The following is a 24,514-nucleotide window of genomic DNA, read 5'->3' as shown; positions in this document are numbered from 1 at the left end:
ACCGTTAGCGCAGGATACGCCGATGCCCAAGCTGGACCTTGATGCCGTGCCGCAAACCAATGCGACGGGCTATCCGCCGCCATTCGATACTGCGGTCGAGGGGCGATGGTATCGCCGCCTGGCGCCTGCTGCGGGCCTGGTCCATATCGCGGCCAGCCATGTCGTCCTGAAACCCGGGGCATGGTCGTCGCAGCGCCACTGGCATCGGGGGGAGGACGAGCTGGTCGTGATGCTGGCCGGCGAAGCGGTGCTGATCGACGATCACGGCGAAACCGTGATGCGGCCCGGCGATATTGCGGCGTTTCCGGCGGGGGAGGCGAACGGGCATCACCTGATCAACCGCAGCGATGCCGATTGCGTGTTCATTGCCATCGGCGCGGGCGACCGGACGGCGGGCGGCAGTTATTCCGACATCGACATGCAGTTCACGGCCGACGGCTATCAGCGGCAAGACGGTACGCCCTATCCAGACCCGCGCCTGCGATAGGTCAGCCCTGAACCGCGCCTTCGAACTTTTCGATCACCCAGTCCTCGGCCTGGGCGCACGCGATCCAGTCCTGCATCCACGGATAGGTCAGGACGGCGTGCATATAGCCGGGGGCAAAGCGCGCGACGGGCAGCGAATAGGTGACGAGCCGCGTTACCACCGGCGCGAACATCGCGTCCGCTGCGCTGAAATCGCCGAACAGAAATTCGCCATCGCCGCCGAACCGGGCGCGGGCCTGTGCCCATAGCTCCATGATGCGCTGAATATCCTGAAGCACATCGTCATCGGGCTTTTGCGGGGGATAGACCTGGCGGACATTCATGCTGTGCTTGCGGCGCAGCGCCGAAAAGCCGGAATGCATTTCCGCCGCCATCGACCGTGCCATGGCGCGTGCTGCGGGATCGGCGGGCCAGAACCGGCCATTGCCCGATTTTTCGTTCAGATATTCGACGATCGCCAGGCTGTCCCACACGACGACATCGCCGTCCCACAGGATCGGCACCTTGCCCGATGATGGCGCGAACTCGTCCCCTTCGCGCCGCTGGTCCCATTCGGCGTCGTACAGTGGCACCACCACCTCCTCGAACGGCAGGCCGGACAGCTTGCAGGCAAGCCAGCCGCGCATGGACCAGGAGGAATAGGCCTTGTTGCCGATATAAAGCTTGAGCATGGCACGGGCTTAGCCGGGCGGGGGACGGGGGGCAACCGCCGCGCGCTGACGGGCAGGCAGCGGGGCCGGGGGCGCGATACCGCCCGGCCAGGGGTGTTCAGACGGTCACAGCCTCGATCACCGCGGCGCGCAATGCGGGGATTCCCATGCCCTTTTCGGACGAGGTGGGGATGATTTCCGGATGCGCGGCGGGACGCTTGCGGGCCTCCGCCTCGGTGCGGGCGAGGACGGCGGCAAGGTCAGTCGCCTTTACCTTGTCCGCCTTGGTCAGGACGATGCGATAGCTGACCGCTGCCTTGTCCAGCATGTCCAGCATCTCGGTATCCACATCCTTGATGCCGTGCCGCGAATCGATCAGCACCAGCGCGCGTTTCAAGACCGGGCGACCGCGCAGGAAATCGTTCACCAGATAGCGCCAGCGGCGGACCATGTCCTTCGGCGCCTTGGCAAAGCCATAGCCGGGCATGTCGACCAGCCGGAAGAACAGCGGATTGCCGACGTCGAAATAATTCAGCTCCTGCGTCCGCCCCGGGGTCACCGATGTGCGGGCAAGCGAGGTCCGACCGGTCAGCGCGTTGAGCAGCGACGATTTGCCGACATTCGACCGGCCGGCAAAGGCGATTTCCGGCACCGTCGCATCGGGCAGGAATTCAAGCGCGGGCGCCGATTTCAGGAACGTGATCGGCCCGGCAAAGATGCGCCGTGCTTCCTCGATCGCCGCTGCCCGCGCCGCTTCCTCTTCCGCCGTCATGCCGGTTTCTGCTTGAGCGCCGGATGCCGGGAATACAGCCATTGCTGCTGTGCGATGGTCAGCAGGTTCGACGTGATCCAGTAGATCTGAAGGCCCACGGCGAACGGTGCCATCATGAACATCAGCATCCATGGCATGATCGCGAACACCTGTTTCTGCACCTCGTCCATCGGCGCGGGGTTCAGTCGGAACTGCGCCCACATCGAAATGCCGAGCAGGATCGGGATCACCCCGATGGCCAGGAAGCCGGGCGGCGTGAAATCGAGCAGGCCAAACAAGTTGACCGGCGTCAGCGGATCGGGCGCGGACAGATCCTTGATCCACAGGGCGAACGGCTGATGCCGCATTTCGATGGCCAGGATCAGCACCTTGTACAGCGCAAACAGGATCGGGATCTGGATCAAGGTCGGCAGGCATCCGGCCAGCGGATTGACCTTTTCCGTCTTGTACAGCTCCATCATCTTTTGCTGAAGCTGCGCCTTGTCGTCCTTGTACCGTTCCTGCAGCGCCTTCATCTTGGGCTGCACGGCGCGCATCGCCGCCATGCCGGCAAATTGCTTCTGCGCGATCGGGAACAGCAGCAGGCGAATGGTCAGCGTCAGCAGGATGATTGCCACGCCGAAATTGTGCACGTTGGTGAAAATCCAGTGCAGGAAGTGGAAGATCGGCTTTTCCAGAATCTCGAACCAGCCCCAGTCGATGGCGCGGCCGAAATGCGGGATGCCGCCCTGTTCCTCATACCGGTCCAGGATGTTCACTTCCTTGGCACCGGCGAACAGTCGGCTCGTCTGGGTCAATTGCTGCCCCGGGGCGAGCCGGGCTGCGCTGGCGGGTTCGGTATCCACCTGGAACGACCGCTCGCCCGCCGAAATCAGGCGCAGCTCCGATGCCACCTTGGGATCGGGAATGACGGCAGTCAGCCAGTAATGATCGGTGAACCCGGCATAGCCGCCGCGCGTCTCGAACCGCGTCGCCGTGGGCGTCACCTCGTCATAATTGATGTAATTCGCCTTTTCGGTGGTCGCGGCGATGGCGCCGACATGGGCCGTCCACTGATCGACATCGGCGGATTTTTCGGCGCGGCTCAAATAGCTGAACGGCACGACCTGAACCGGCTGGCCGCCGGTATTGCCCACCGTCTGCGTTGCGGTGAACATATAGGCGTCATCGACCGCCAGCTGGATGCGATAGACCTGAGCCCCCACGCGCGCGCTCAGCGTGACGGGCTGACCCGGCTTCAGCGTCGGCGCGCTCGCCTGCCACACGGTGTTCGCGTCCGGCGCGGCAAGGCCGGTTCCGCGCCAGCCAAACCCGGCGAAATACGCCTTTTCGGTGCCGGAGGGCGAAAACAGCCGGATGGGCGGGCTGTTCTTGTCGACCGTCTGATCATAGCGGGTCAGCACAAGGTCGTCGATCCGCGCGCCCTTCAGGTTGATCGATCCCTTCAGCGTCGGCGTGTCGATGGCAACGCGGGGCGTTTCGGCCAGCACGGCATTGCGATCACGGATCGCGCCCGGGGTGTTGGCGGCAGGATCGGCAGACGGATCGGGCTTGGCCACGCGCTCGCCGCCCGCGATCACCTCGGTCGGCCGGGTGACGGCGCTGGGATAGACGAAGCGGACGATCGGTTCCCAGGCAAACAGGATCAGCGCCGCGATCACGGCAAAGATCAGGAAATTCTTCTGTTCTTGTTTCACCAGTCAGTCCCTGCTTGGCGCTTATGGCACCGGATCATGGCCATGGCCGCCCCATGGATGGCATCGCGCAATGCGTCGCATCGCCAGCCATCCACCCTTCAGCGCCCCATAGCGGGCAAGCGCCTCGATTGCATAGGCCGAACAGGAGGGCGAATAGCGACAGCTGGGCGGCAGGATGACCGACGGGCCAAGCTGCCACAGCCGGGCCAGCCCCATCAGCGCCTGTGCGGGCAGGGAAGGGCGGCTCACGCAGCGGGCGGCCCGGGCCGGGCGCGGGCCAGCGCCTTTTGCAGGTCGGCGACCAGATCGGCATAGGGATGTTCGATCCCCGACTGGCGGCCGATCAGGACGTGGTCGGCACCGGCGATGCCGTGCGTTGCCAGCACCTCGCGCGCCAATGCGCGAAAACGCCGCTTCATGCGATTGCGCACGACGGCGTTTCCCACTTTCTTCGATACGGTATAGCCGATCCGCATGGCCGGATCGCCGTCACCCCGGTCGCGCACCAGCAGGAGGAAGCCCCGGGTCGGTGCGCGCCTGCCCTGATTCGCGGCGAGGAAATCCGCCCGCCGCGTAAGGACGGTCAGGCCGACAGCTTGTTGCGGCCGCGCGCGCGGCGCGCACGGATCACGTTGCGGCCGCCCGGAGTCGCCATGCGTGCCCGGAAACCGTGACGGCGCGCCCGCACCAGATTGCTCGGCTGAAAAGTCCGCTTCATTGTGCATTCCCGGTAAATCAGAACGAAAAAGGGCCGCCACTCGGACGGCCGTGTTGGGCGCGGCCTTATGCCAGCCTGCCGATAAAGTCAACGCAGAGGGCGAAGTCGCCATGCCGGCATAGTTGGGCGCTGTGTGTTGCTGGTGCAATACGCCTGCCCCGTTTTTTTCCCGTACGGCCCTCTGGCCAGAACCGCCAAACCGGCTAAGCTTCTGCAAAACCGGGGCAGGGGGATTGGCCATTGGTCGCGATCGTATCGACAGTGGCCTATCTGGGGCTGGAGGCGCGCAGCGTCGAGGTTCAGGTATCGCTGGCCCCCGGCCTGCCCAATTTCGTCGTTGTCGGCCTGGCAGACAAGGCGGTGGCCGAAAGCCGCGAACGGGTGCGCGCCGCGATCGCCGCCATCGGCCTGTCGCTGCCGCCCAAGCGCATCACCGTCAATCTGTCGCCCGCCGACCTGCCCAAGGAAGGATCGCATTACGACCTGCCCATCGCCATGGCGCTGCTCGCCGCGATGGGCGTGGCGGATGCCGAGACGCTGGGGGAGTATGTGATCGTTGGCGAGCTGGGGCTGGACGGGCGGGTGGCCCCGTCGCCCGGCGTGCTGCTAGCCGCGCTTCATGCAGCGGCGGAGGGCAAGGCGCTGATCTGTCCGGCGGCGCAGGGTGCGGAGGCCGCCTGGGCGGGATCGGCGGGCGTCGTGCCGGCGGTCGACCTGCTGGGACTGCTCAACCATCTGAACGGGCTGCAACTGCTGTCGCCGCCGGAGCCGGGGATGGCGGTTGCGCATGGCGGCGGGCCGGACCTCAATCAGGTCAAGGGACAGGAAACGGCCAAGCGCGCGCTGGAGATCGCGGCGGCGGGCGGCCACAATCTGTTGATGGTCGGGCCGCCGGGTGCGGGCAAATCGCTGATGGCGGCGTGCCTGCCCGGCATCCTGCCACCGCTCGATTCGGGCGAGGCGCTGGAGGTTTCCATGGTCGCCAGCGTCGCGGGCACGCTGGAGGGCGGGCGGATGACGCGGGTGCGCCCGTTTCGCAGCCCGCATCACAGCGCGTCGATGGCGGCGCTGGTCGGCGGCGGGCTGAAGGCGCGGCCGGGCGAGGTCAGCATGGCGCATCTGGGCGTCCTGTTCCTAGACGAACTGCCCGAGTTTCAGCGGGCGGTACTCGATTCGCTGCGTCAGCCGCTGGAAACCGGCACGGTCAGCATCGCACGGGCCAATGCGCACCTGACCTATCCGGCGCGGGTGCAGCTGGTGGCGGCGATGAACCCGTGCCGTTGCGGTCATCTGGGCGATCCGGCGCTGGCGTGCAGCCGCGCGCCCCGCTGCGCCGCCGATTATCAGGCCAAGGTATCCGGTCCGCTGCTCGACCGGATCGACCTGCACGTCGAGGTGCAGCCGGTGACTGCCGCCGACCTGATCCTGCCCCCGCCGGTCGAGGGATCGGCAGAGGTCGGTGCCCGCGTCGCGGCGGCGCGCGCCATCCAGCAGCGGCGTTATACCGCCAATCCCGCGCGCACCAATGCGGAGGCGGATGGCGATATCCTGACCGATCATGCAACGCCCGACGATGCGGGCCGCGACCTGCTGGCCAAGGCGGCGGCGGCGATGCGCCTGTCCGCGCGCGGTTATACCCGCGTCCTGCGCGTGGCCCGCACCATTGCCGATCTGGCCGGATCGGAAACCGTCGGCCGGGTCCATGTGGCCGAGGCGCTGAGTTACCGGCGACAGGCACCGCGCGCCTGATGTGATCCGCTTGCAGCGGGAGCCGGTCTGCGCCACGTTTGCCTTGCCGCGCCGGGGGGCCGGTATTTCGGGGAGAGTGGGAATGGAATGGATGCTGATGCCGCTGAAGCGATATGCGGATTTTCAGGGACGGTCGCGCCGCAAGGAATATTGGATGTTCTTTCTCGGCTATCTGATCGTCACGATCCTGCTGGCCGTATTTGGCGGCATCTTCGGATCGACGGGCGATGGCGCGTCAGGGCTGTTCCTGATCCTGTTCGGGATTTTCGTGCTGGCGATCTTCATCCCGGCACTGGCCGTGCAGGTGCGCCGGTTTCATGACCAGGACAGGAGCGGATGGTTCGTCCTGTTGAACTTCATCCCCTATGTGGGCGGGCTGATCGTCCTTGTCTTCATGGTGCTTGAAGGAACGCGGGGGCCGAACCGGTTCGGGCCGGATCCCAAGGATCCTTATGCCGAGGACGATGTCGTCGAAACCTTTGGCTGACGCCGATGGCTTGCGGGGCGCGGCGCAATCGGTTAGCGCCTGCGTCCCGCGACAGGCCCCTGTGGTGAAATTGGTAGACGCGCTCGACTCAAAATCGAGTTCCGAAAGGAGTGCTGGTTCAAGTCCGGCCAGGGGCACCATTCGCGGCGGGTCGCCGGTTTAGCTCAGATGGTAGAGCAGCGGTTTTGTAAACCGAAGGTCGCGGGTTCGATCCCTGCAACCGGCACCATATAAATCAACGATTTAGCGCGCCATTTTGCCTAAGCATAATCTGCTGCCATCGTTGGATAAGCTCCGGCTAATCACCGACAAGGCTGACCCAGAGTGGACAGGCAGGCAGAGCGGCTCCGTGCCGTTAGTGCCAGTAGCGCCGATAGGTTCGTAACTCGATGTAGTATCATCCGACATAGGAAGGCGAATTGAGCATGCCGCTCTAGGCGTGCGACGGAGAAAAGGAATATCTCTCGTACGCCGCTTGACGCCTCGCTTGGCGCTCAGCTGGCGGACAAGATTCGCCTTCGAAACAAAACAATCGCCTGCAGAGCTAGGTCGGTATAAGCATTGGCTTATGCAAGAACGCCGACCCGCACCGCTTGCCAGGCCGCTCGGGAGGCTGTCGATATGGATGCTGGCGGCCCTTATCGTGCTCATAACGGTGGCGGCGATCATCGCGGCGCCATTCGTGCTGATGGCTTGGCAGACGCGTGCGATCGACGTCATCGCGCTCCCTGTCTGGCTGGCGCTGGCCGCACTTGCCGGGCCGATCGCACGCGGGAGAATGGATGGCCGGATGTTCCTCCTACTGGCGATGGCTGGGCTGGTGGCGCGGGTCTGGCCGATGATCCTGACCCAGGGGCTAAGCCCAGCGGGTGATGCCCAAATCTATCCGGCGCTTGCCGGGACGCTGCTCAATGACGGCACGCTACATATCGTAGACCGAGACAGCGGTATCGATATGTGGGCCTTTTATCCGCCAATGTTCCCGCTCATGCTGTCAGTCTGGTCCTTGCTGTTCGGGCTTTCGACGGTATCCATCTTTCTCTTGAACCTCATCATTGATGTGGCAACAGCGGCCGCCATTATCGCTCTGGGGCGGCGGTTGGTCGGTAAACGGGCAGAATGGGTTGCAGCTTGGTGGTATCTGATCTGGCCATCCACACTGATGTCCGTCCCCTTTGCTCAGAAAGAAGGGCTGGCGGTGCTCCTCACCCTGCTGATCGCGATCGGCTGGCTGGATCTCGCCCGCCACGCGCATTTCAGCGTCTGGCGCGCGCTCGGCATTGGAGGACTGGCAGCGGTGCTAGCGCTGCTTCAGCCGTTGCTTGCCCCGATCGTGCTGTGGTTCGCATTGGCGTTGGTGCCCTGGGCGCAGGGGCGCAGGCTGATCGGCTGGATGATCATCGTTGGCGGATCGACAGCGCTGCTCATGGTGCCTTGGTGGCTCCGCAACTGGGCGGTACTCGGCGCGTTCGTGCCACTGACCAGTGCCGGCCCTGTCAGCCTGTGGGTGGGCAATAACCCCGCCGCCACCGGATACTGGATGCCGACGCCCCGCGCCCGGCCCGGTATGAACGAGTTGGATTATGGCCGCTATCTGGGTGCCACGGCGATGGACTGGATCAACGCACATAAGCGGGACTTTGTGATGCTTACCGCGCGCAAGGCGATCTATGGCCTGTCGCTTGGCCATTACGGCGTCGGCAGACTGTCTGCGGCTGCACTTGCGCCGCCTTGGCTCGGTCATCTGGCGATCATCGGCAGTGTGGCGCATATCGCAGTTCTGGGTGGAACCGCGACAGCGTTGGCTCGCTGCTGGCGGTCCATCCCGTCGCAACTGATTTGGCTGCTCGCCGTTGGCTTCGCCCATCTGCTGCTGTTCGGCCTGTGGTTCGAATTTGGCGAGCGACATCGGGATTTCCTGATGCCGATCCTGTTCCTGATCGCGGCCAGCCTGTTCAGCCAGGCCCGGCCCGGTGAAGCAGTGCCCAAAGCTGGTGAGGATCGAACACCGTCCGCCGCCGACAGACCTTGCAATCGACCGTGATCGAGCGATGCCACAGGGCGCACTCAAACACCCGCGTCGGCATTTTGTAAACCGAAGGTCGCGGGTTCGATCCCTGCAACCGGCACCATATCCGGCATCACGCCCTATTTCTGAACGGGGACGCAGGGGCTGACGCGGGCGCATCCTGCCTTTGCGTCCGCCTGACTGGCAAAGGGGCCGACGATCAGCCGGGTCAGATTGCCTGCGCGGACGAAACTTGGCTGGCGGCCCGGAAAGCGGCCCTGAACCTGTGTCCATAGTCGCCGGGCATTGCCCGGATCGCCGAATGCGCCAAGTTGAACCCGCCAGCCGCCGTCGCGGATCGCGGGCGCTGCAGCGCGGGCGGGCTTTGGCGCGGGCGGGGTTGCGGGGGTGGGGCGGTCAACCACCATCGGCTTTGGCTCGAAGCGCGGCTGGGGCGGCAGGTCCGCGGGCGTGGCTGCCGCTGTCACCAGCGCATCCGGCGTCGGCGCGCGGCCGGCGATGATCGGCACGGCGGCTGTCGACGCGGGCGCTGCCGCTGCCTGCCGTTCATAGTCGCTGGCCAGCTGCGCGCCGCGTTGCCGGTCGGGCAGCGCGATATACCGGTCGATCTGTTCAAGAGTCTGGGTCGCCTGCGTGATCCCCTGAGACGAGGCGCGGGTGAGCAGGGCAAAGGCGCGGGCATGATCGCGCGCGGTCACGTCGCCGTTGAAGTACAACGTGCCCAGGACATATTGCGCGCGCGGCTCGCCCCGGGCGGCCGACGCCTCCAGCCAGCGGACGGCATCGCGCTTCTTGCCGTTCTGAAACAGCGCCAGTCCGTAAAAGTCGCTTGCCTGCACATGGTTCTGAAGCGCGGCGCGGCGATACCATTCCTCGGCCTGAACCAGGTCCTGCGGCACGCCCCGGCCGAGGCGATAGGCCTGACCCAGATTGAACTGCGCATCGGCATCGCCGCGTTCGGCATCGGCCCGCCATTCGCCGACGGCGGCGGCATAATCGCCGCGTGCCCACGCCTCCAGCCCCGCCTTGACGTCAGCACGCGCCGGGCTGCCGATTCCCGCCGTCAGCAGCGTGGCTGCCATCAAAAACTTCGCGTTCATGCGCCCATTCCGCCCGTTTCCAGTCAAAGGATAATGCGGCTTAACTATGAATGGCAAAGCAATCCTAAACGCCGGGGGCGTGGCATCCATCGTCGCCGACAAGGCCGTTTACCAATTCTTATCATCCCGCATGGCATCTGGAACGCTGTAGCAGCGGGAATTCAGGGGATTTCATGCGCGTTCTGGCGATGGCATCGCAAAAGGGAGGATCGGGCAAGACCACCTTGTCCGGTCATCTGGCCGTGCAGGCACAGCTTGCAGGGGCCGGGCCCGTTGTTCTGATCGACATCGATCCGCAAGGGTCGCTGGCGGATTGGTGGAACGAACGCGAGGCGGAGTTTCCCGCCTTTGCGCAGACCACCGTGGCGCGGCTGGCCGCCGATCTGGAGGTTCTGCGCCAGCAGGGCTTCAAGCTGGCCGTCATCGACACGCCGCCCGCTATCACCATGGCGATCCAGAGCGTGATCCAGGTCGCCGAACTGATCGTCATCCCGACCCGCCCCAGCCCGCACGACCTGCGCGCCGTGGGTGCGACTGTTGACCTGTGCGACCGCGCGGGCAAGCCGCTGATCTTCGTCGTCAACGCCGCCACGCCAAAGGCGCGGATCACCAGCGAAGCGGCCGTCGCGCTGTCCCAGCACGGCACCGTCGCGCCGATCACGCTTCACCATCGCACCGATTTCGCGTCGTCGATGATCGACGGCCGCACGGTGATGGAAATGGACCCGCACGGCAAATCGTCCTCGGAAGTGCAGGCTTTGTGGAGCTATATCCATGACCGGCTGGAAAAGAATTTCCGCCGCACCGTCTTTGCCGCACCGACCGCCGGTCATGCGTTCAACGCGGCCCGCCAGGGCGGCTTTGGCCGCCGGGTCGTGAGCTGAGGCGATGGCGATGTTCGGAACCGTCAAGCCCGCCGCCTCGCTTTCCTCCGGCCTGCTGGCGCGAAAGGGTCAGGCAAAGCCTGCCATGCGGCCGCAGGGCTATGTCGGCGGATATCCCGCCGCCGAAGCGCCGATCGAGGATCTGGGCTGGAACGACATGGGCGAGGGCGTTCAGCCCCGCGCCGTGACCGCCGCCGTGCCGGAAGTGGTCCGCCAGCGAGAGGCGCTGGCCGCCGAACTGGCACAGCCGGTCCCGGTCGATATCGTTGCCGAAGCGCCCGCCGAGCCGTCGGCGCCGGCAGAGGCGGCGCCGCTGCGCCCGGTTTCGGTGAAAACCGCCGAACGGCTGCGCCGGGAAACCCGGCACAAGGGCCGCAAGGCCGCGTTCACGCTGCGGCTGGACGAGGAGCGGCACCTGAAGCTGCGCCTGGCCAGTGCGCTGCACCGGGCATCGGCGCAGCAGCTGGTGACCGAGGCACTGGATCAATTTCTGAACGCCATTCCCGAGGTGGAGACGCTGGTTGCCCAGCTTCCCGCGGGCAAGGGCCGCTGAAGATGGGGGGAATCATGAACGGCCGGACCTTTGCCACGCTGAGCGCGTCGGTGCTGATCCTGGGCACGGCGATGGTCGGTTGTTCGACCCAGCCGATGGGCATTGCGACCGCCAGCTCGGTCGCCCTGTCCCCCGACGCCAAAAAGGCCGTGCGGATTGCCGCCAACGCCGAGCGGGCGTTGCTGGCGCGCAAGCACGGCGCGGCGATCGCGCAGGCGGAACATGCAGTGGCGTTGGTCCCCGACAATGCCGCCTATCGTTCGCTGCTTGCCCGCGCCTATCTGGCGGCGGGCCGGTTCGATTCGGCGGCACAGGCATTTTCGGATGCGCTGGTGCTGGATCCCGCCAATGGCCGGTCCGCGCTGAACCTGGCGCTGGCGCAGACGGCGCTTGGCCAGTGGGCCGAAGCGCGCGACACGCTGAAAACCTATGAAGCGCAGATCGGAGCGACCGATCGCGGCCTGGCGCTGGCGCTGGCCGGGGATCCCGACGGCGGCGTTGCGGTGCTGGCGGTTGCCGCGCGCGAGCCGACGGCGGATGCCGTGACGCGGCAGAACTTTGCCCTGGTGCTTGCCCTGTCGGGCCGCTGGCGCGAGGCACAGGCGGTCGCAGCGGTCGACCTGGCCCCGGCCGAGGTTGAAAAGCGGCTGATCGAATGGGCTGCCTTTGCCCGTCCGGCCACCGCCTCTGATCAGGTTGCCGCGCTGCTCGGCGTGGTGCCGATTGAAGATCCGGGTCAGCCGGTCCATCTGGCGCTGAACGCCGCGCCATCGGTGGCCGATGCGACTGCCGAAACGCCGCCGCCCGCACCCGAAGCCCCGGCTGTCGAAACGCCCGCCCCGGCCGCCGAACCCGCGGCGGTGGTGGCGGAACCGCCGGTTGCCGTTGCGCCTGTCGCCGACCTCAGCATGACGCAGGGTGTCGGCCCGTCGATCAGTTTTGCACCGCGCGCAGAAATCGTGCAGCCGCTGCCGGTCCGCACCGTCGCGGCCAAGAGGCCGAGCTTCATGCGGATGGATCGTCCGGCCCCGGTCGCGGGCAAGGCCAAGCCCTATGCAGCGCCCGCGCGCGGCGAGTTTTTCGTTCAGCTTGGCGCGTTCGAAAACGATGCCGTTGCCAAGGATTCATGGAATCGGCTGACCAGGCGGATCGGCGCGCTGAAAGGCATGACCCCATCCGGCATGACCGCGACGGTCAACGGGGTCAGCTATTATCGGCTGTCCATCGGAGGCTTTGCACGGCCTGACGCCGATCGCTTGTGCCGTGACGTGAAGCGTTCAGGCGGCACTTGTTTTGTGCGTTCGGGCGCTGGCGACAAGCTGGCGACATGGTTTCGAAGCGGCGTGCGCGCTGCTTCAAAGTAATTCCGGTTCATCCGGGATAACAGAGCGAACTCAGGCGGCGTCGATCCATGCGATCGGCGCCGCTCCTTTTATGGATCGGCCAGGACGCCGCCCTTCATCACGCCAAGCACGCGGCCCTGAACCGGCAGGCCGTCGAACGGGGTATTGCCCGCCTTTGCCCGCATGGTGTCCGCGCTGATCTGCCACGGCGCGCCTTCGTCCACCAGGATCAGGTCGGCCGGTGCGCCGATGGCCAGCGTGCCCGTGTCCAGCCCCAGGATGCGGGCGGGGTTGCGTGCCAGCATCGCGAACAGGCGGGGCAGGTCGATCACGCCATCGCGAACAAGGCCAAGCCCCAGCGCCAGCAGCGTTTCCGCCCCCGCCGAACCGGGTGCCGAATCGGCAAAGGGCAGGCGCTTTGCCTCTGGCCCGCGGGGGTCATGGCCGCTGGTCAGCACGTCGATGGTGCCGTCGCGCACCGCCTCGATCGCTGCGCGGCGGTCCGATTCGGCGCGAAGCGGCGGGGACAGATGGGCAAAGGTGCGGTAATCCGACAGCGCAATGTCGGACAGGAACAGGTGCGCAGGCGTGATGCCGCAGGTGACGCGCACGCCCCGCGCCTTTGCTGCACGGATCAGGTCGAATGCCCGCGTGGTCGTCACTTGCCGGAAGTGCAGGCGCGCGCCCGTATCCTCGGCGAGCATCAGGTCGCGGGCAACGGCCAGCGCCTCGGCACAGGCGGGTGCGGCAGGCAGGCCAAGGCGCGTTGCCGTTTCGCCCGCCGTTGCCACCGCATCGCCGGTCAGGCCGCCATCCTCCGCATGGGCGATGACCGTCAGGCCAAGGTCGGCGGCATAGGCCAGCACCTTTCGCATGACGCCCGCATCCGCGATCCAGTGCCGCCCGGTGGCGACGGCGCGCGCGCCCGCTTCGGCCAGGATCGCCATTTCGGACAGGTCGCGGCCTGCCAGACCCTGGGTCGCGGCGGCGATGGGGTGAACCCACAATTCCGGCTTGCCCATCGCAGCCGCGCGCTGAACGATGCCGGGATCGTCCAGCACCGGCGACTGATCGGGCATCAATGCAACGCGCACGATGCCGCCGGCGCGAAACGCCGCCTTGTCGATGGCGAATGCGCCAAGATCGACGATGGCGGGGGCAAGCAGCTTGCCCGTCGCATCGATCTGCGTTTCGGCCGGACCCTGCCGGGCGATCAGATCGCCGCCGACATACAGGTTGCCGGTTGAAACCCCGCTATCGGGGCAGACCAGCGTCGCGCCGGTAAAGACGGTGCTCATGCCCAGCCCTCCACGCCGCGCTGGCGCCGGGTCAGCACGTCGAGACAGGCCATGCGCACCGCCACCCCCATCTCCACCTGTTCGGTAATGGCCGACCGCGCCTTGTCATCGGCGACCACGCTGTCGATTTCGACCCCCCGGTTCATCGGGCCGGGGTGCATCACCAGCGCATCGGGCGCGGCCAGCGCCAGCCGCTGCGGCGTCAGGCCATAGCGATGGTGAAATTCGCGCGTGGACGGAATGAACCCGCCGTTCATCCGCTCGTTCTGAAGGCGCAGCATCATCACGACGTCGGCACCGGCCAGCGCCGCATCGAAATCGCTGAAGGGCGTGACGCCCATGCGTTCGATCCCGTCGGGCATCAGCGTGGCGGGGGCGACGACCCGCACCTCGGCGGCCAGCGCGGTCAGCAGCAGGATGTTCGACCGCGCGACCCGGCTGTGGCGGATATCGCCGCAGATGACGACGCGCTGATGGGCGATGCTGCCCCGGCGGCGGCGGATGGTCAGCGCGTCGAGCAGCGCCTGGGTCGGATGTTCGTGCCAGCCATCGCCGGCATTGAGCACGGGGCAGTCCACCTTGTCCGCGATCAGTTGCACCGCACCCGAACTGCCATGACGGATGACGATGACATCGGCTCGCATCGCGTTCAGCGTCATCGCCGTATCGATCAGCGTTTCGCCCTTTTTCACGCTGGATTGGGCGGCGTGCATGTTGACCACATCGGCGCCCAGCCGCTTTCCGGCGATTTCAAAGGACAGGAGCGTGCGCGTCGAGTTTTCGAAAAACGCGTTGATCTGGGTAATCCCCTCCAGCCGCCGGTCGGATGGCGCGCGCGTCCGGTTCGCCTCCACCCATTGTTCCGCCTCGTCCAGCAGGAACAGGATTTCGTGCGGTTGCAACCCGTCGATGCCGGTCAGGTGCCGGTGCGGAAAGGCGAGCCGCCCGGGCAGCTGCGCGGCGGGGCTGTGATCGATGGCTGGCATTGAAGCGATCGCCTAAACCGGGTGTGGCGGGGGTGCAAGCCGCTGCGGCCTTCGCCTTCAGGAAAACGCCCAGCGAAGCGTGCGGGCAATGCCGGTCGTGCCCGCGCGCACCAGCGGCCGCGCAAGCATCGGGGTGTTCAGCCCGTGCATCCGTTGCGCCCAGCCGGGCAACAAATCGATCCCGGCCTGCATCGTCAGCGCCTGCACCGGCTGAGCCGCCGCGGACGGCGCACGCTGTGCCATCAGCAGGCGGAGCACTTCGCGGGTTCGGTCGTCCACCCGCAACTCGGGGCGATAGCTGGCGATCAGCCGTTCGGCCTCCGCGCGGCTTTCCGGCACGGGATCGGCACCCAGCGCCCGGCCCATCCGCGCCATTTCGGCGAAATACCGGTCCTGATCCGCGCGCCGCATTCCGGGTTCGCCATAGCGGATCCAGCCATCGAGAAAGCTGGTCGTTTCCGTGACATGGACCCAGGCGAGCAGATGCGGATCGTCCGCGCGATAGGGCGTCCCGTCGGGCAGGGTGCCGCCAACCGCCGCATGGATCCGGCGGACCCGGTCGATCACTGCCTCTGCCGCGCCGCGATCGCCATAGGTGGTCTGCGCGATGAAGCGGGCGGTGCGCCGCAGGCGGCCGTGCATGTCGGTGCGGAAATTGGAATGATCCCACACGCCCGCCAGCACGCGGGGGTGCAGCATCTGCATCATCAGCGATGCGACGCCGCCCGCCAGCATCGACACGACATCGCCATGCACCCGCCATGTCACGTCATCGGGCATGAACAGGGCATTGTCGCTGCGCTGAACCGGTGCCTCGCCCCGGGCGGTGTCGTTGAACATCGCCCGTACCTCGCGGATGATCGCCCGGCGAACGGGGGTGGCAAGGGAGGGTGCGGCCATGGCCCGAAGATAGGGTGCGCGCTGCTATCCCGCCAGCGCCAGTGCGTCGATCGCCCCTTGCAGGATCAGGGCGGCCGCATGGTTGTCGATGCGTTCGGCGCGCTTGGCCCGGCTGAGGTCCTGTTCGATCATCGCGCGCTCTGCCGCCACCGTGGACCAGCGTTCGTCCCAGAGCAGGATGGGCAGGCGCAGATCGGCCAGGTTGCGGGCAAAGGCGCGCACCGATTGCGTGCGCGGGCTGTCCGTCCCGTCCATGTTGAGGGGCAGGCCGATGACGATCCCCTTCACCGCCTGTCGCTGCATCAGCGCGGCCAGCGCCGCGCGGTCGGCCATGAACTTGGTGCGGCGGACCAGTTCGGCCGGGCTGGCAAAGCTCCACCCGGCGTCGCACAGCGCGGTGCCGATGGTCTTTGTGCCCACGTCCAGCCCGATCAGCCGGCCGCCATCCGGCAGTTCGGCGGCGAAATCGGCGGCGGCGGAATGGACGTTCATCGCGCGAACGCCGCCAGCCGCCGGGCCGCATCCGCGCGGACATTGCCCCAGAACAGGCTGTAATCGAACACATGGAAATTGTTGCCGGGCAGCACGAACGGCCCGACTTCCGGCGGCTGTCCGATCAACAGGAACCCGCGGCCGTCGCAGCGCGCGGGGACCTGGCCCGGCTGCAGCGTCGCATCGCTCATATCCTTGGTCGGGAACAGGGTGCCCAGATTGGCACCGGCCGGCGCCGCGCTGTCGGGCGTGCCGGTGATCGGGTTGGTACAGATCATCGCCGTGCCCGCGCGCGATGCGCCGGTATAGCCGGGGGTACGGTCGAACACTTCGGTCACCAGCGCGGGGTCCGCAGGCTCGGCAAAGCTCTGCCACGACAGGACGCAGCCGGTCTGATCCGCGCTGGCACATTCGGGCAGGCCAAGCGCGGGCAGGTCGGCCGTCCGGCTGATCGGCCAGCCAACGGCATAGGCCGCCACGATCCGGGTCGCCAGCGGCTTGCCGGCAACCCGGTCCTTGAGCAGCCGGGTCAGGTGCAGCGCGCCCTGGCTGTGCCCGGCCAGGATGATCGGGCGGTCGGCGGGTATTTCGGCCAGAAAGCGGTCGAACGCTGCCGCAACGTCCTGATAGGCAAGGTCGAGCGCCTGGCTGGCCGCGCCCTGATCGGTCAGGAACGCGCCGAACGTCGCCTGGCGGTATCGCGGTGCCCAGATCGCGGCGCTGGCGTTGAACGCGCTTGCCTGACCCCGCAGGAACAGGGTGGCGCGATCGTTCGCCTCCCTGTCGTCTAGCGGCGCATTCCATGCGTTGCGGGACAGGTAGGAGGTGGGGTGGATATAAAACATCGCCGCGCCAGGCGCCCTGCCGACCGACTGGCCAGAGGGCACCCAAAGCGCAGGATTTTTCGGCAGGTCGGGGCGCGCGATCCACATCTTTGCATCGGCATAGCGTTCCGGCCCCATCGCCCCCTGCATCGAAAAGGGCGCGGACGGCACCATTGCGGCGCGCATCAGCTGAACGCCCCAGATGCGATAGGCAAACGCGCCGCCGATGGTCAGCACGATAAGAACGGCAATGACGTAGAGGAACTTGCGGGCCACGCGGCACCCTCCTTAGGCTTGGGCATCGTTCATGCTCCGGCGCGAGTCGAGGCCATGGGTGGGGGTTTGGGCGGCGCGTTGCAAGCCCGCCCTTGGGTGAGGGGGTAGTGCGTGACCGATCAGGATATTCCGGCCGAGGATGAAACGGGGATGCGGCACCGCCCGCTGATCCTGGCCATGCTGGGCGCGGCCGCGGGGCTGCTGGCCCATGCCGTGATCGGCGAATCGCGAACCATGGATGCCAGCGCGATGCGCACCGCCGCGCTGACGTTCATCATCGTCGCGCCCGTGCTGTTTGGCCTGGTGGTCGAACGCGCGCGGCTGACCGCATCCATCGTCCTTGCGCTGATCTGCGGCGTGCTGGCCGGGCTGATTGCGCTGTGGAACGGGCCGACCAACAGCTGGAGCGCCAGCGAGGGGTGGCGGATGGTCGCCATCATCCTGGCCATCGCCATTGCCGCACCGCTGTTTCAGTCGGTCCGGGTCGTCGATCGGCGGCGGTTCCAGTTTCCCTATCGCAGCGTCCATGACCATGCCTGGACCAATGCGGTCATGGTTGCCGCCGCCTGGGCGTTCACCGGCATCAGTTTCCTGATGCTGTTCCTGCTCTCCGAACTGTTCGCGCTGATCGGCATCAGACTGCTGCGCGACCTGTTGCGGGAGGACTGGTTCTGGCGCGTCATGCTGGGCGGGGCATGGGGCGCGGGTCTTGGCCTGATCCGCGAACAGGACAAGGTCGTGCGCCTGCTTCAGCGGGTGGTGATGACCATATTGGGCGTGCTTGGCCCGGTGCTGGGTGCGGCGCTGATGCTGTTCCTTGTCTCGCTGCCGTTCACTGGCCTGTCGGGCCTGTGGGAAAGCTGGGGCAGTGCGGCCGCATTGCTGCTGTCGGCGACCATCGGCTGCTTTATCCTGGCCAATGCGATCATCGGCAACGGGCCAGAGGATGAGCCGAAGAACCCGTTGCTGCGCTATGGCGCGACCCTGCTGGCGCTGGTGATGTTTCCGCTGGCCGTGCTGGCGGCGACCGCCATCGGACTTCGCATCGATCAATATGGCCTGACGCCGGAACGGCTCTGGGCCATCGTGTTTGCGGCCGTCGCCTGTACGGTCGGCCTTGCCTATTGGTTCAGCCTGGGGCGGGGGCAGGCGGCGTGGGCGCGGATGGCCCGTTCGGCCAATCTGCGCATCGCGCTGGCGGTCTGCATCGTCGCCGCCATCCTGGCGACGCCGCTGGTCAGCTTCAACACGCTGGCGACGCGGAATCAGGTGGCGCGAATCAGAGATGGACGAACGCGGCCGGACAAGGTGGACTGGGCGGCGCTTGCATTCGATTTCGGGGAACCGGGGCGAGCGGCCGTGAAACGGCTGGGCCAGCAGACCCGGTTTGCGGAAAAGGCGAAACAGGCTCTGGCTGCGGATAATCGCTGGGATTTGTTCCAACGGCCCGTCGATGTTGCGAAACGTCGCCGGTCGCTGACCGTGCTGCCCGCCGGTACCGCTCTGCCAAAGGGGCTGGTCGAGGCGACCGCGAGCTATGCGCTGTGCGGGGACGACGACAAGCCGTGCATCGTCCGTGCGCTGCCCGATGACGAATGGCTGGTGCTGGATGGCGGCTGTATCGAGAGCCTTCAGCCGGTGAAGTCGTCGGATCGCGATGCGCGGGACGATGGCCCCGTCGTCTCTGCGCGCTATCGGACGGACTGTGCAGCGCCAAAGCGGATCCGGGCCGCGGGTGACCAGTGGCTGATCCTGAGCACCGGCCTGCCCGAAACTGCCGAAGCCATTGCCGCCGCCAAAGCAGGCGTGGCCAAGGGCGATGTCGAGGTACGCGACGTCACCCGGCGGCAGGTGTTCGTCGGCGGCATTCCGGTCGGCGATCCGTTCGAGTAGCCTTGCGCCTGCGCCGCACCCGCGCTAGCCGCAGGGCCATGTCCGTCGATACGCAAACCGTGAAGAAGATCGCGAGCCTCGCGCGCATCGCGATCACTGAAGAGGACGCCGAGCGGCTCGTCCCCGAACTCAACAACATCCTTGGCTGGGTGGAACAGCTGGGCGAGGTGGACTGCACCGGGGTCGAACCGATGACGGCGGTGATCGCCAACCACCTGCGCCTGCGCGACGATGTGGTTTCGGACGGCGACGTCCGCGACGCGGTGCTGGCCAATGCGCCGGTTGCCGAACATGGCTTTTTCGGCGTGCCCAAGGTGATCGAATAATGACTGCGCTGACCGACCTGACCGTTGCCGGCATCCGCGACGGGGTGCGCGCGGGCGACTTTACCGCGCGTGAGGTGGCCGAGGCGTTCGTGACGCGCGTTGCCGCCGCCAAGCCACTGAATGCGTTCCTGATCGAGACGCCCGACCATGCGCTGGCCGCGGCCGATGCCGCCGACGCGGCACGGGCGGCCGGTGAGACGCCGAAGCCGCTGGCCGGCGTGCCGATTGGCATGAAGGACCTGTTCTGCACCAAGGGGGTGGAGGCCCGCGCGGCGAGCCATATCCTTGAAGGGTTCAGGCCGCCCTATGAATCGACCGTTTCCGGCAAATTGTGGGAAGCGGGCGCGGGGATGCTGGGCAAGCTGAACATGGATCAGTTCGCCATGGGTTCGTCGAACGAAACCAGCGCCTATGGCAATGTCATTTCGCCCTGGCGCCGCAACGATGGCGGCAATGCAGCGCTTGCCCCCGGCGGTTCGTCGGGTGGCTCGTCAGCGGCCATCGCCGCGCGGCTGTGCCCGGCGGCGACCGGCACCGATACCGGCGGTTCGATCCGACAGCCCGCCGCATTCACCGGCATTTCGGGGATCAAGCCGACCTATGGCCGTTGCTCGCGGTTCGGCGTCATCGCCTTTGCATCTTCGCTGGATCAGGCCGGGCCGATGGCGCGCGACGTGCGCGACTGTGCGATCATGCTGGAGGCGATGAGCGGGTTCGACCCCAGGGACGCGACCAGCCTGGACCTGCCGGTGCCCAATTGGGAAGCACTGCTGAACGCCGACCTTCGCGGCAAGCGGATCGGGATTCCCCGGGAATATCGCGTCGACGGGATGCCGGCCGAGATCGATGCCCTGTGGGAACAGGGCATCGCCTGGGTCAGGGACGCGGGTGCCGAGGTGGTGGAGGTGAGCCTGCCCCACACCAAATACGCGCTGCCCACCTATTACATCATCGCCCCGGCAGAGGCGTCGTCCAACCTGGCTCGGTATGACGGGGTCCGCTATGGCGCGCGCGAACTGCCGCAGGGCGCGGGGCTTCAGGACATGTATGCCGCCACCCGCGCCGCCGGATTCGGTGACGAGGTGAAGCGTCGCATCATGATCGGCACCTATGTGCTGTCGGCCGGGTTTTACGACGCCTATTTCACGCAGGCGTCCAAGGTCCGCACCCTGATCGCGCGCGATTTCGAGCGGGCGTTCGAGGCGTGCGACCTGTTGCTGACGCCGACCGCGCCGTCATCCGCCTTTGCGCTGGGTGAAAAGAGCGCGGATCCGCTCGCCATGTACCTGAACGATGTGTTCACGGTGCCGTCGTCGCTGGCCGGGCTGCCCGCGATGAGCGTGCCGGGCGGGCTGGACGCACAGGGCCTGCCGCTGGGGCTGCAGATCATCGGCAAGCCGCTGGACGAGCAGGGCGTGCTGAACGCCGGCCTGGCCATCGAACAGCGCGCAGGCTTTACCGCACGGCCCGGCGACTGGTGGTAATGGCAGCGCCCCTGCGCCCCGATCAGGCGCGGGGCGCGGGCACCGCCAGATAGGCGAGGCGGCGGATTTCCCGTCGTCCGCGCACCACCGTGTCGAGAATAAGGCCGGTGAACAGGTTGAGCAGGCCGACGATGGACAGGCCGGTGACCAGCACCGCCGTCGGCAACCGCGGCACCAGTCCCGTCTGGGCATAGGTCACCGCCAGCGGGATCGCCAGCAGCACCGCCAGCACGATGGTCGCCGCCCCGATCGCGCCAAAGAACAGGACCGGCCGTTCGATCCGGTACAGGTTGACGATGGTCCGCAGGATGCGCCAGCCATCGCGATAGGTCGACAGTTTCGACGTCGAACCTTCCGGCCGGGCAAGATAATTGGTCATCACCTCGGCCACCGGCATCCGGAGTTCGAGGGCATGGATGCTGATTTCCGTTTCGATCTCGAACCCCGCCGACAGCACCGGGAAGCTTTTGACGAAGCGGCGGGAAAACACGCGGTATCCCGACAGGATATCGGTAAAGCTGCGCCCGAACAGCCGCGCCAGCATCCCCGTCAGCATCCGGTTGCCCAACCGGTGCCCCCGGCGATAGGCAAGCTCGACCTCTGACCGGCGCGCGCCGACGATCATGTCGAGCTGTTCCGCGACCAGTTTTTCGACCAGTTCCGGCGCGGCGGCCGCATCATAGGTCAGGTCGCCGTCGGACAGGACATAGATATCGGCATCGACATCGGCGAACATCCGGCGGACGACATTGCCCTTGCCCTGCATCCGTTCGGTTCGCACCACGGCCCCGGCCGCCTCCGCCGCCGCGATGGTGCCGTCGCGGCTGTTGTTGTCATAGACATAGACGGTGGCGGTGGGCAGCGCGTCGCGGAATGCCGCGACGGTGCGGCCGATCGCAACCTCTTCGTTGTAACAGGGCAGGAGAACGGCGATCTTCAGGCCGGCGAACCGGCCCGGCTCGCGATGAACTTGCGACGACACGGCCCCACCCTGTTGCGTGCCGCCCGTGCGGGGGCGGCGTTGATCCCGAGTGCGTAATGCACACCCGGAAGCCGCGCAATGCCGAAGCGTCTGGACCTTGGCGGGATGACGCGCGATAGACGGGTGCATATCCCCATTTCCACCATCCATGACGGACAGATCGTGACGCAGACGACGACAGACTATCGGATCAAGGGCGAAACCGGCGAATGGGAGGTCGTGATCGGCCTTGAGGTCCATGCCCAGGTGACGAGCAACGCCAAGCTGTTTTCCGGCGCCGCCACCGCTTTCGGTGCCGAACCGAATACGCAGGTCTCGCTGATCGACGCGGCGATGCCGGGGATGCTGCCCGTGCCCAACCGCGAATGCATCCGGCAGGCCGTGCGCACCGGCATGGCGATCAATGCGCAGATCAACCGCTGGTCGCGGTTCGATCGCAAGAATTACTTCTACGCCGATCTGCCCCAGGGCTATCAGATCAGCCAGCTTTATCACCCGCTGGTGGGTGAGGGCGCGCTGACTATCGATGCCGATGAAAAGGCCGGGATTGTCGAGCCCAAGCGGATCGGGATCGAGCGCATCCACGTGGAACAGGACGCCGGCAAGCTGATGCACGATCAGCATCCCAGCATGTCCTATGTCGATCTGAACCGGTCGGGCATTGCGCTCATGGAAATCGTCAGCCGGCCGGATATGCGATCGCCGGCAGAGGCAGGGGCCTATCTGTCCAAGCTGCGGTCGATCCTGCGCTATGTCGGGTCGTGCGACGGCAACATGGATCAGGGGTCGATGCGCGCCGACGTCAACGTCTCCGTGCGCAAGCCCGGCGGCGAGCTGGGCACCCGGACCGAGACCAAGAACGTCAATTCGGTCCGCTTTGTCATGCAGGCGATCGAGCAGGAGGCCCGCCGTCAGGTCGAGGTGCTGGAATCCGGTGGCAAGATTGTTCAGGAAACCCGCCTGTTCGATCCGGACAAGGGCGAGACGCGGTCGATGCGGTCCAAGGAGGACGCGCATGATTATCGCTATTTCCCCGATCCCGACCTGTTGCCGCTTGAGCTGGACGAGGATTTCCTGACCGAATGCCGCAACAGCCTTCCCGAACTGCCCGATGCCAAGCGGGCGCGGTACGAAGGACTGGGCATCACCCCCTATAATGCCGCCGTGCTGACCGCAGAGGTCGAGACGGCGCGCTGGTTCGACGCGCTGCTGGATGCGGGTGCCAAGCCGGTTCAGGCATCCAACTGGGTCGCCGCCGAACTGTTTGGCGCGCTCAACCGGCTGGGCCGCGACATCACCGACAGCCCGGTCAGCCCGGGTCAGGCCGCCGGGCTGCTGGCGCTGGTGGCGGACGGCACCCTGTCGGGCAGCCTGTCGAAACAGGTGTTCGAAATTATGCTGGAAACCGGCCAGGACGCAGCCGTGATCGTCGAAGAGCGCGGGTTGAAGCAGACCAGCGACACCGGCGCGATCGAGGCGGTGATTGCCGAGGTGCTGGCAAAGAATCCGGGCCAGCTGGAGCAGTATCGCGGCGGCAAGGAGGCATTGTTCGGCTTTTTCGTCGGTCAGACGATGAAGGCGATGGGCGGCAAGGCTAATCCGGCCGTGGTCAACGACCTCCTCAAAAAGGCGCTGGCAGGATGATCGGGCGGCGCGCGCTCCTGATCCTGGCGGCGATGCTGGCCGCGCCTGCCCTGGCGCAGGACGCGCCGGTGGCCCCGGTCGAACCACCGCTGCCCCGCGTCTCCATCGTGACCACGGCAGGTACGATGACGGTCGAGGTCGAGGTGCGGAAGGCGCCGGTCACCGTGGCCAATTTCTTGCGCTATGTCGACCAGAAGAAGCTGGACAGCGTTGGATTTTACCGCGTGGTCAAGGTTCAGAACGCATTAGGTTTCGTCCAGTTCGGCGCGCTGACCGACGTGTCGCGAATCCTGCCGCCGATCAAGCATGAACCGACCAGCCAGACGGGCCTGACCCATATCGACGGCGTGCTGTCCGTCGCGCGGCTGGCGCCGGGCACGGCGCGCGGGGAATTCACGATCATGATCGGCGACCACAGCCACTATATGGATGCGGGCAAGGGATCGCCAGAGGATAATCTGGGCTATGCCGCGTTCGGGCGCGTGGTCGAGGGCCGCGAAGTGCTGCTCAAAATCCTGGAGACGCCCGTCGATCCCGCCAAGACCAGCCAGGGCGCGTTCAAGGGCGAGATGCCCGCGGATCCCGTTCGGATCATCAGCGCGCGGCGGATCGCGCCCGCCGCTGCCCAGGGCCAATGAACACCGTCTGGGATTGGCTGACGCTGATCCTGTTCGCTGTGCTGGCCATGTTGTTTCTTCAGCGGTCGGTGGGTTCGCCACGACCGGGCGACTGCGCCTGGTTCTACCTTCCCCCCGCAATCGGTTGTGCGCTGGCCAATTGGCTGGGCAATGAAGGATGGGGGCTGGCGGCGGGCACTGTGCTGGCGCTGGCGGCGCTGGCGACGGTCCTGATCTGGCGTCCGATCGGCGGCGGCGGGGGGCCTGATCCGGAACAGGGTTAACACTCGTGCAATCATGACAATCCTGTGATAGCGGTCATTC

Annotated in this window: 26 protein-coding genes and 2 tRNA genes; 15 read left to right on the top strand and 13 right to left on the bottom strand. The window is 66.4% G+C overall.

Annotation, left to right across the window (positions count from 1 at the left end; all coding sequences use genetic code 11):
* The first annotated feature begins 22 nt into the window (after window positions 1-22).
* On the top strand, window positions 23-487 hold the full coding sequence (locus ACNI3Q_RS14085) for a cupin domain-containing protein (protein WP_426277908.1): 465 nt from the start codon (window positions 23-25) through the stop codon (window positions 485-487).
* A 1-nt stretch (window position 488) separates the two neighbouring features.
* Here ACNI3Q_RS14085 and ACNI3Q_RS14080 read toward each other — a convergent pair whose 3' ends face one another.
* The 6 genes from ACNI3Q_RS14080 to rpmH all read right to left on the bottom strand — a co-directional run bounded on the left by ACNI3Q_RS14080 (window position 489) and on the right by rpmH (window position 4,323).
* Window positions 489-1,157, bottom strand: a complete 669-nt coding sequence (locus tag ACNI3Q_RS14080) for a glutathione S-transferase family protein (protein WP_426277747.1) — start codon at window positions 1,155-1,157, stop codon at window positions 489-491.
* 97 nt (window positions 1,158-1,254) lie between these two features.
* Window positions 1,255-1,908: a ribosome biogenesis GTP-binding protein YihA/YsxC gene (yihA, locus tag ACNI3Q_RS14075; RefSeq protein WP_426277745.1), complete on the bottom strand. Its 654-nt coding sequence runs from the start codon at window positions 1,906-1,908 to the stop codon at window positions 1,255-1,257.
* Entirely contained in the window at window positions 1,905-3,605 is a 1,701-nt protein-coding gene (yidC, locus tag ACNI3Q_RS14070; protein WP_426277743.1) for a membrane protein insertase YidC, read from the bottom strand. Before yidC ends, yihA begins: the two co-directional genes overlap by 4 nt.
* 21 nt (window positions 3,606-3,626) lie before the next feature.
* Window positions 3,627-3,821: a membrane protein insertion efficiency factor YidD gene (gene yidD / locus ACNI3Q_RS14065; RefSeq protein ID WP_426277906.1), complete on the bottom strand. Its 195-nt coding sequence runs from the start codon at window positions 3,819-3,821 to the stop codon at window positions 3,627-3,629.
* A gap of 29 nt (window positions 3,822-3,850) precedes the next feature.
* Complete coding sequence (gene rnpA, locus ACNI3Q_RS14060) at window positions 3,851-4,192, bottom strand: ribonuclease P protein component (RefSeq protein ID WP_426277904.1); 342 nt, start codon at window positions 4,190-4,192, stop codon at window positions 3,851-3,853.
* Complete coding sequence (gene rpmH, locus ACNI3Q_RS14055) at window positions 4,189-4,323, bottom strand: 50S ribosomal protein L34 (RefSeq protein WP_044332822.1); 135 nt, start codon at window positions 4,321-4,323, stop codon at window positions 4,189-4,191. The genes rnpA and rpmH overlap by 4 nt, the downstream gene beginning before the upstream one ends.
* A gap of 240 nt (window positions 4,324-4,563) precedes the next feature.
* On the opposite strand from rpmH, the gene ACNI3Q_RS14050 reads away from it, so the two are divergent.
* From ACNI3Q_RS14050 to ACNI3Q_RS14030, 5 genes are all read left to right on the top strand, one after another.
* Window positions 4,564-6,072, top strand: a complete 1,509-nt coding sequence (locus ACNI3Q_RS14050) for a YifB family Mg chelatase-like AAA ATPase (protein ID WP_426277741.1) — start codon at window positions 4,564-4,566, stop codon at window positions 6,070-6,072.
* A 97-nt stretch (window positions 6,073-6,169) separates the two neighbouring features.
* Window positions 6,170-6,559 carry a DUF805 domain-containing protein gene (locus tag ACNI3Q_RS14045; RefSeq protein WP_426277739.1) on the top strand — a complete coding sequence of 130 codons (390 nt, stop codon included), beginning with the start codon at window positions 6,170-6,172 and terminating at the stop codon, window positions 6,557-6,559.
* A gap of 55 nt (window positions 6,560-6,614) precedes the next feature.
* Window positions 6,615-6,699 (top strand) — tRNA-Leu (locus ACNI3Q_RS14040).
* A 13-nt stretch (window positions 6,700-6,712) separates the two neighbouring features.
* Window positions 6,713-6,788 (top strand) — tRNA-Thr (locus ACNI3Q_RS14035).
* A gap of 396 nt (window positions 6,789-7,184) precedes the next feature.
* Window positions 7,185-8,603: a hypothetical protein gene (locus ACNI3Q_RS14030; protein ID WP_426277737.1), complete on the top strand. Its 1,419-nt coding sequence runs from the start codon at window positions 7,185-7,187 to the stop codon at window positions 8,601-8,603.
* A 104-nt stretch (window positions 8,604-8,707) separates the two neighbouring features.
* On the opposite strand, the gene ACNI3Q_RS14025 is transcribed toward ACNI3Q_RS14030, so the two are convergent.
* The gene (locus ACNI3Q_RS14025; RefSeq protein WP_426277735.1) at window positions 8,708-9,688 is read right to left on the bottom strand and encodes an SPOR domain-containing protein; all 981 of its coding nucleotides are present in this window, start codon (window positions 9,686-9,688) and stop codon (window positions 8,708-8,710) included.
* Window positions 9,689-9,861: 173 nt separating this feature from the next.
* On the opposite strand from ACNI3Q_RS14025, the gene ACNI3Q_RS14020 reads away from it, so the two are divergent.
* The 3 genes from ACNI3Q_RS14020 to ACNI3Q_RS14010 are packed head-to-tail and all read left to right on the top strand — an operon-like array spanning window position 9,862 to window position 12,489.
* A complete protein-coding gene (locus ACNI3Q_RS14020; protein WP_260021436.1) occupies window positions 9,862-10,572 on the top strand; it encodes a ParA family protein in 711 nt (236 codons plus the stop codon).
* A 10-nt stretch (window positions 10,573-10,582) separates the two neighbouring features.
* Window positions 10,583-11,125 (top strand): hypothetical protein, encoded by a 543-nt coding sequence (locus ACNI3Q_RS14015; protein ID WP_426277732.1) that lies wholly within the window; start codon window positions 10,583-10,585, stop codon window positions 11,123-11,125.
* 14 nt (window positions 11,126-11,139) lie between these two features.
* Window positions 11,140-12,489 carry an SPOR domain-containing protein gene (locus ACNI3Q_RS14010; RefSeq protein WP_426277730.1) on the top strand — a complete coding sequence of 450 codons (1,350 nt, stop codon included), beginning with the start codon at window positions 11,140-11,142 and terminating at the stop codon, window positions 12,487-12,489.
* A gap of 68 nt (window positions 12,490-12,557) precedes the next feature.
* Here ACNI3Q_RS14010 and ACNI3Q_RS14005 read toward each other — a convergent pair whose 3' ends face one another.
* From ACNI3Q_RS14005 to ACNI3Q_RS13985, 5 genes are read right to left on the bottom strand one after another with little or no spacing between them, the layout of a single operon-like run.
* Window positions 12,558-13,766, bottom strand: a complete 1,209-nt coding sequence (locus ACNI3Q_RS14005) for a dihydroorotase (RefSeq protein ID WP_426277728.1) — start codon at window positions 13,764-13,766, stop codon at window positions 12,558-12,560.
* Complete coding sequence (locus tag ACNI3Q_RS14000) at window positions 13,763-14,752, bottom strand: aspartate carbamoyltransferase catalytic subunit (RefSeq protein WP_426277726.1); 990 nt, start codon at window positions 14,750-14,752, stop codon at window positions 13,763-13,765. Before ACNI3Q_RS14000 ends, ACNI3Q_RS14005 begins: the two co-directional genes overlap by 4 nt.
* A gap of 57 nt (window positions 14,753-14,809) precedes the next feature.
* On the bottom strand, window positions 14,810-15,652 hold the full coding sequence (locus ACNI3Q_RS13995; protein ID WP_426277724.1) for an oxygenase MpaB family protein: 843 nt from the start codon (window positions 15,650-15,652) through the stop codon (window positions 14,810-14,812).
* 24 nt (window positions 15,653-15,676) lie between these two features.
* Window positions 15,677-16,144 (bottom strand): Holliday junction resolvase RuvX, encoded by a 468-nt coding sequence (gene ruvX, locus ACNI3Q_RS13990; protein ID WP_426277722.1) that lies wholly within the window; start codon window positions 16,142-16,144, stop codon window positions 15,677-15,679.
* On the bottom strand, window positions 16,141-17,244 hold the full coding sequence (locus ACNI3Q_RS13985; RefSeq protein ID WP_426277720.1) for a DUF3089 domain-containing protein: 1,104 nt from the start codon (window positions 17,242-17,244) through the stop codon (window positions 16,141-16,143). Before ACNI3Q_RS13985 ends, ruvX begins: the two co-directional genes overlap by 4 nt.
* Window positions 17,245-17,355: 111 nt before the next feature.
* Between ACNI3Q_RS13985 and ACNI3Q_RS13980 the strand changes: the two genes are divergently transcribed.
* Genes ACNI3Q_RS13980 through gatA form a run of 3 tightly spaced genes read left to right on the top strand, consistent with a single transcriptional unit; the run spans window position 17,356 to window position 20,947 of the window.
* Window positions 17,356-19,137: a DUF4153 domain-containing protein gene (locus tag ACNI3Q_RS13980; RefSeq protein WP_426277718.1), complete on the top strand. Its 1,782-nt coding sequence runs from the start codon at window positions 17,356-17,358 to the stop codon at window positions 19,135-19,137.
* Window positions 19,138-19,175: 38 nt separating this feature from the next.
* Window positions 19,176-19,463, top strand: coding sequence for an Asp-tRNA(Asn)/Glu-tRNA(Gln) amidotransferase subunit GatC (gatC, locus tag ACNI3Q_RS13975; protein ID WP_426277716.1), 288 nt, complete (start codon window positions 19,176-19,178; stop codon window positions 19,461-19,463).
* Window positions 19,463-20,947: an Asp-tRNA(Asn)/Glu-tRNA(Gln) amidotransferase subunit GatA gene (gene gatA / locus ACNI3Q_RS13970; protein ID WP_426277713.1), complete on the top strand. Its 1,485-nt coding sequence runs from the start codon at window positions 19,463-19,465 to the stop codon at window positions 20,945-20,947. The genes gatC and gatA overlap by 1 nt, the downstream gene beginning before the upstream one ends.
* A gap of 22 nt (window positions 20,948-20,969) precedes the next feature.
* Here gatA and ACNI3Q_RS13965 read toward each other — a convergent pair whose 3' ends face one another.
* Window positions 20,970-21,929 carry a glycosyltransferase family 2 protein gene (locus ACNI3Q_RS13965; RefSeq protein ID WP_426277711.1) on the bottom strand — a complete coding sequence of 320 codons (960 nt, stop codon included), beginning with the start codon at window positions 21,927-21,929 and terminating at the stop codon, window positions 20,970-20,972.
* Between the two features lie 78 nt (window positions 21,930-22,007).
* On the opposite strand from ACNI3Q_RS13965, the gene gatB reads away from it, so the two are divergent.
* Genes gatB through ACNI3Q_RS13950 form a run of 3 tightly spaced genes read left to right on the top strand, consistent with a single transcriptional unit; the run spans window position 22,008 to window position 24,474 of the window.
* Complete coding sequence (gatB, locus tag ACNI3Q_RS13960) at window positions 22,008-23,573, top strand: Asp-tRNA(Asn)/Glu-tRNA(Gln) amidotransferase subunit GatB (RefSeq protein ID WP_426277709.1); 1,566 nt, start codon at window positions 22,008-22,010, stop codon at window positions 23,571-23,573.
* Window positions 23,570-24,211 (top strand): peptidylprolyl isomerase, encoded by a 642-nt coding sequence (locus ACNI3Q_RS13955; protein ID WP_426277707.1) that lies wholly within the window; start codon window positions 23,570-23,572, stop codon window positions 24,209-24,211. Before gatB ends, ACNI3Q_RS13955 begins: the two co-directional genes overlap by 4 nt.
* Window positions 24,208-24,474 carry an XrtV sorting system accessory protein gene (locus ACNI3Q_RS13950; RefSeq protein ID WP_426277705.1) on the top strand — a complete coding sequence of 89 codons (267 nt, stop codon included), beginning with the start codon at window positions 24,208-24,210 and terminating at the stop codon, window positions 24,472-24,474. Before ACNI3Q_RS13955 ends, ACNI3Q_RS13950 begins: the two co-directional genes overlap by 4 nt.
* Window positions 24,475-24,514 lie beyond the last annotated feature (40 nt).

It is taken from the genome of Sphingomonas eleionomae (assembly GCF_049889035.1).
Classification (GTDB): Bacteria; Pseudomonadota; Alphaproteobacteria; order Sphingomonadales; family Sphingomonadaceae; genus Sphingomonas.
Note: the sequence above shows the minus strand (reverse complement) of the source record. Positions and strands in the feature narration are given on the sequence as shown.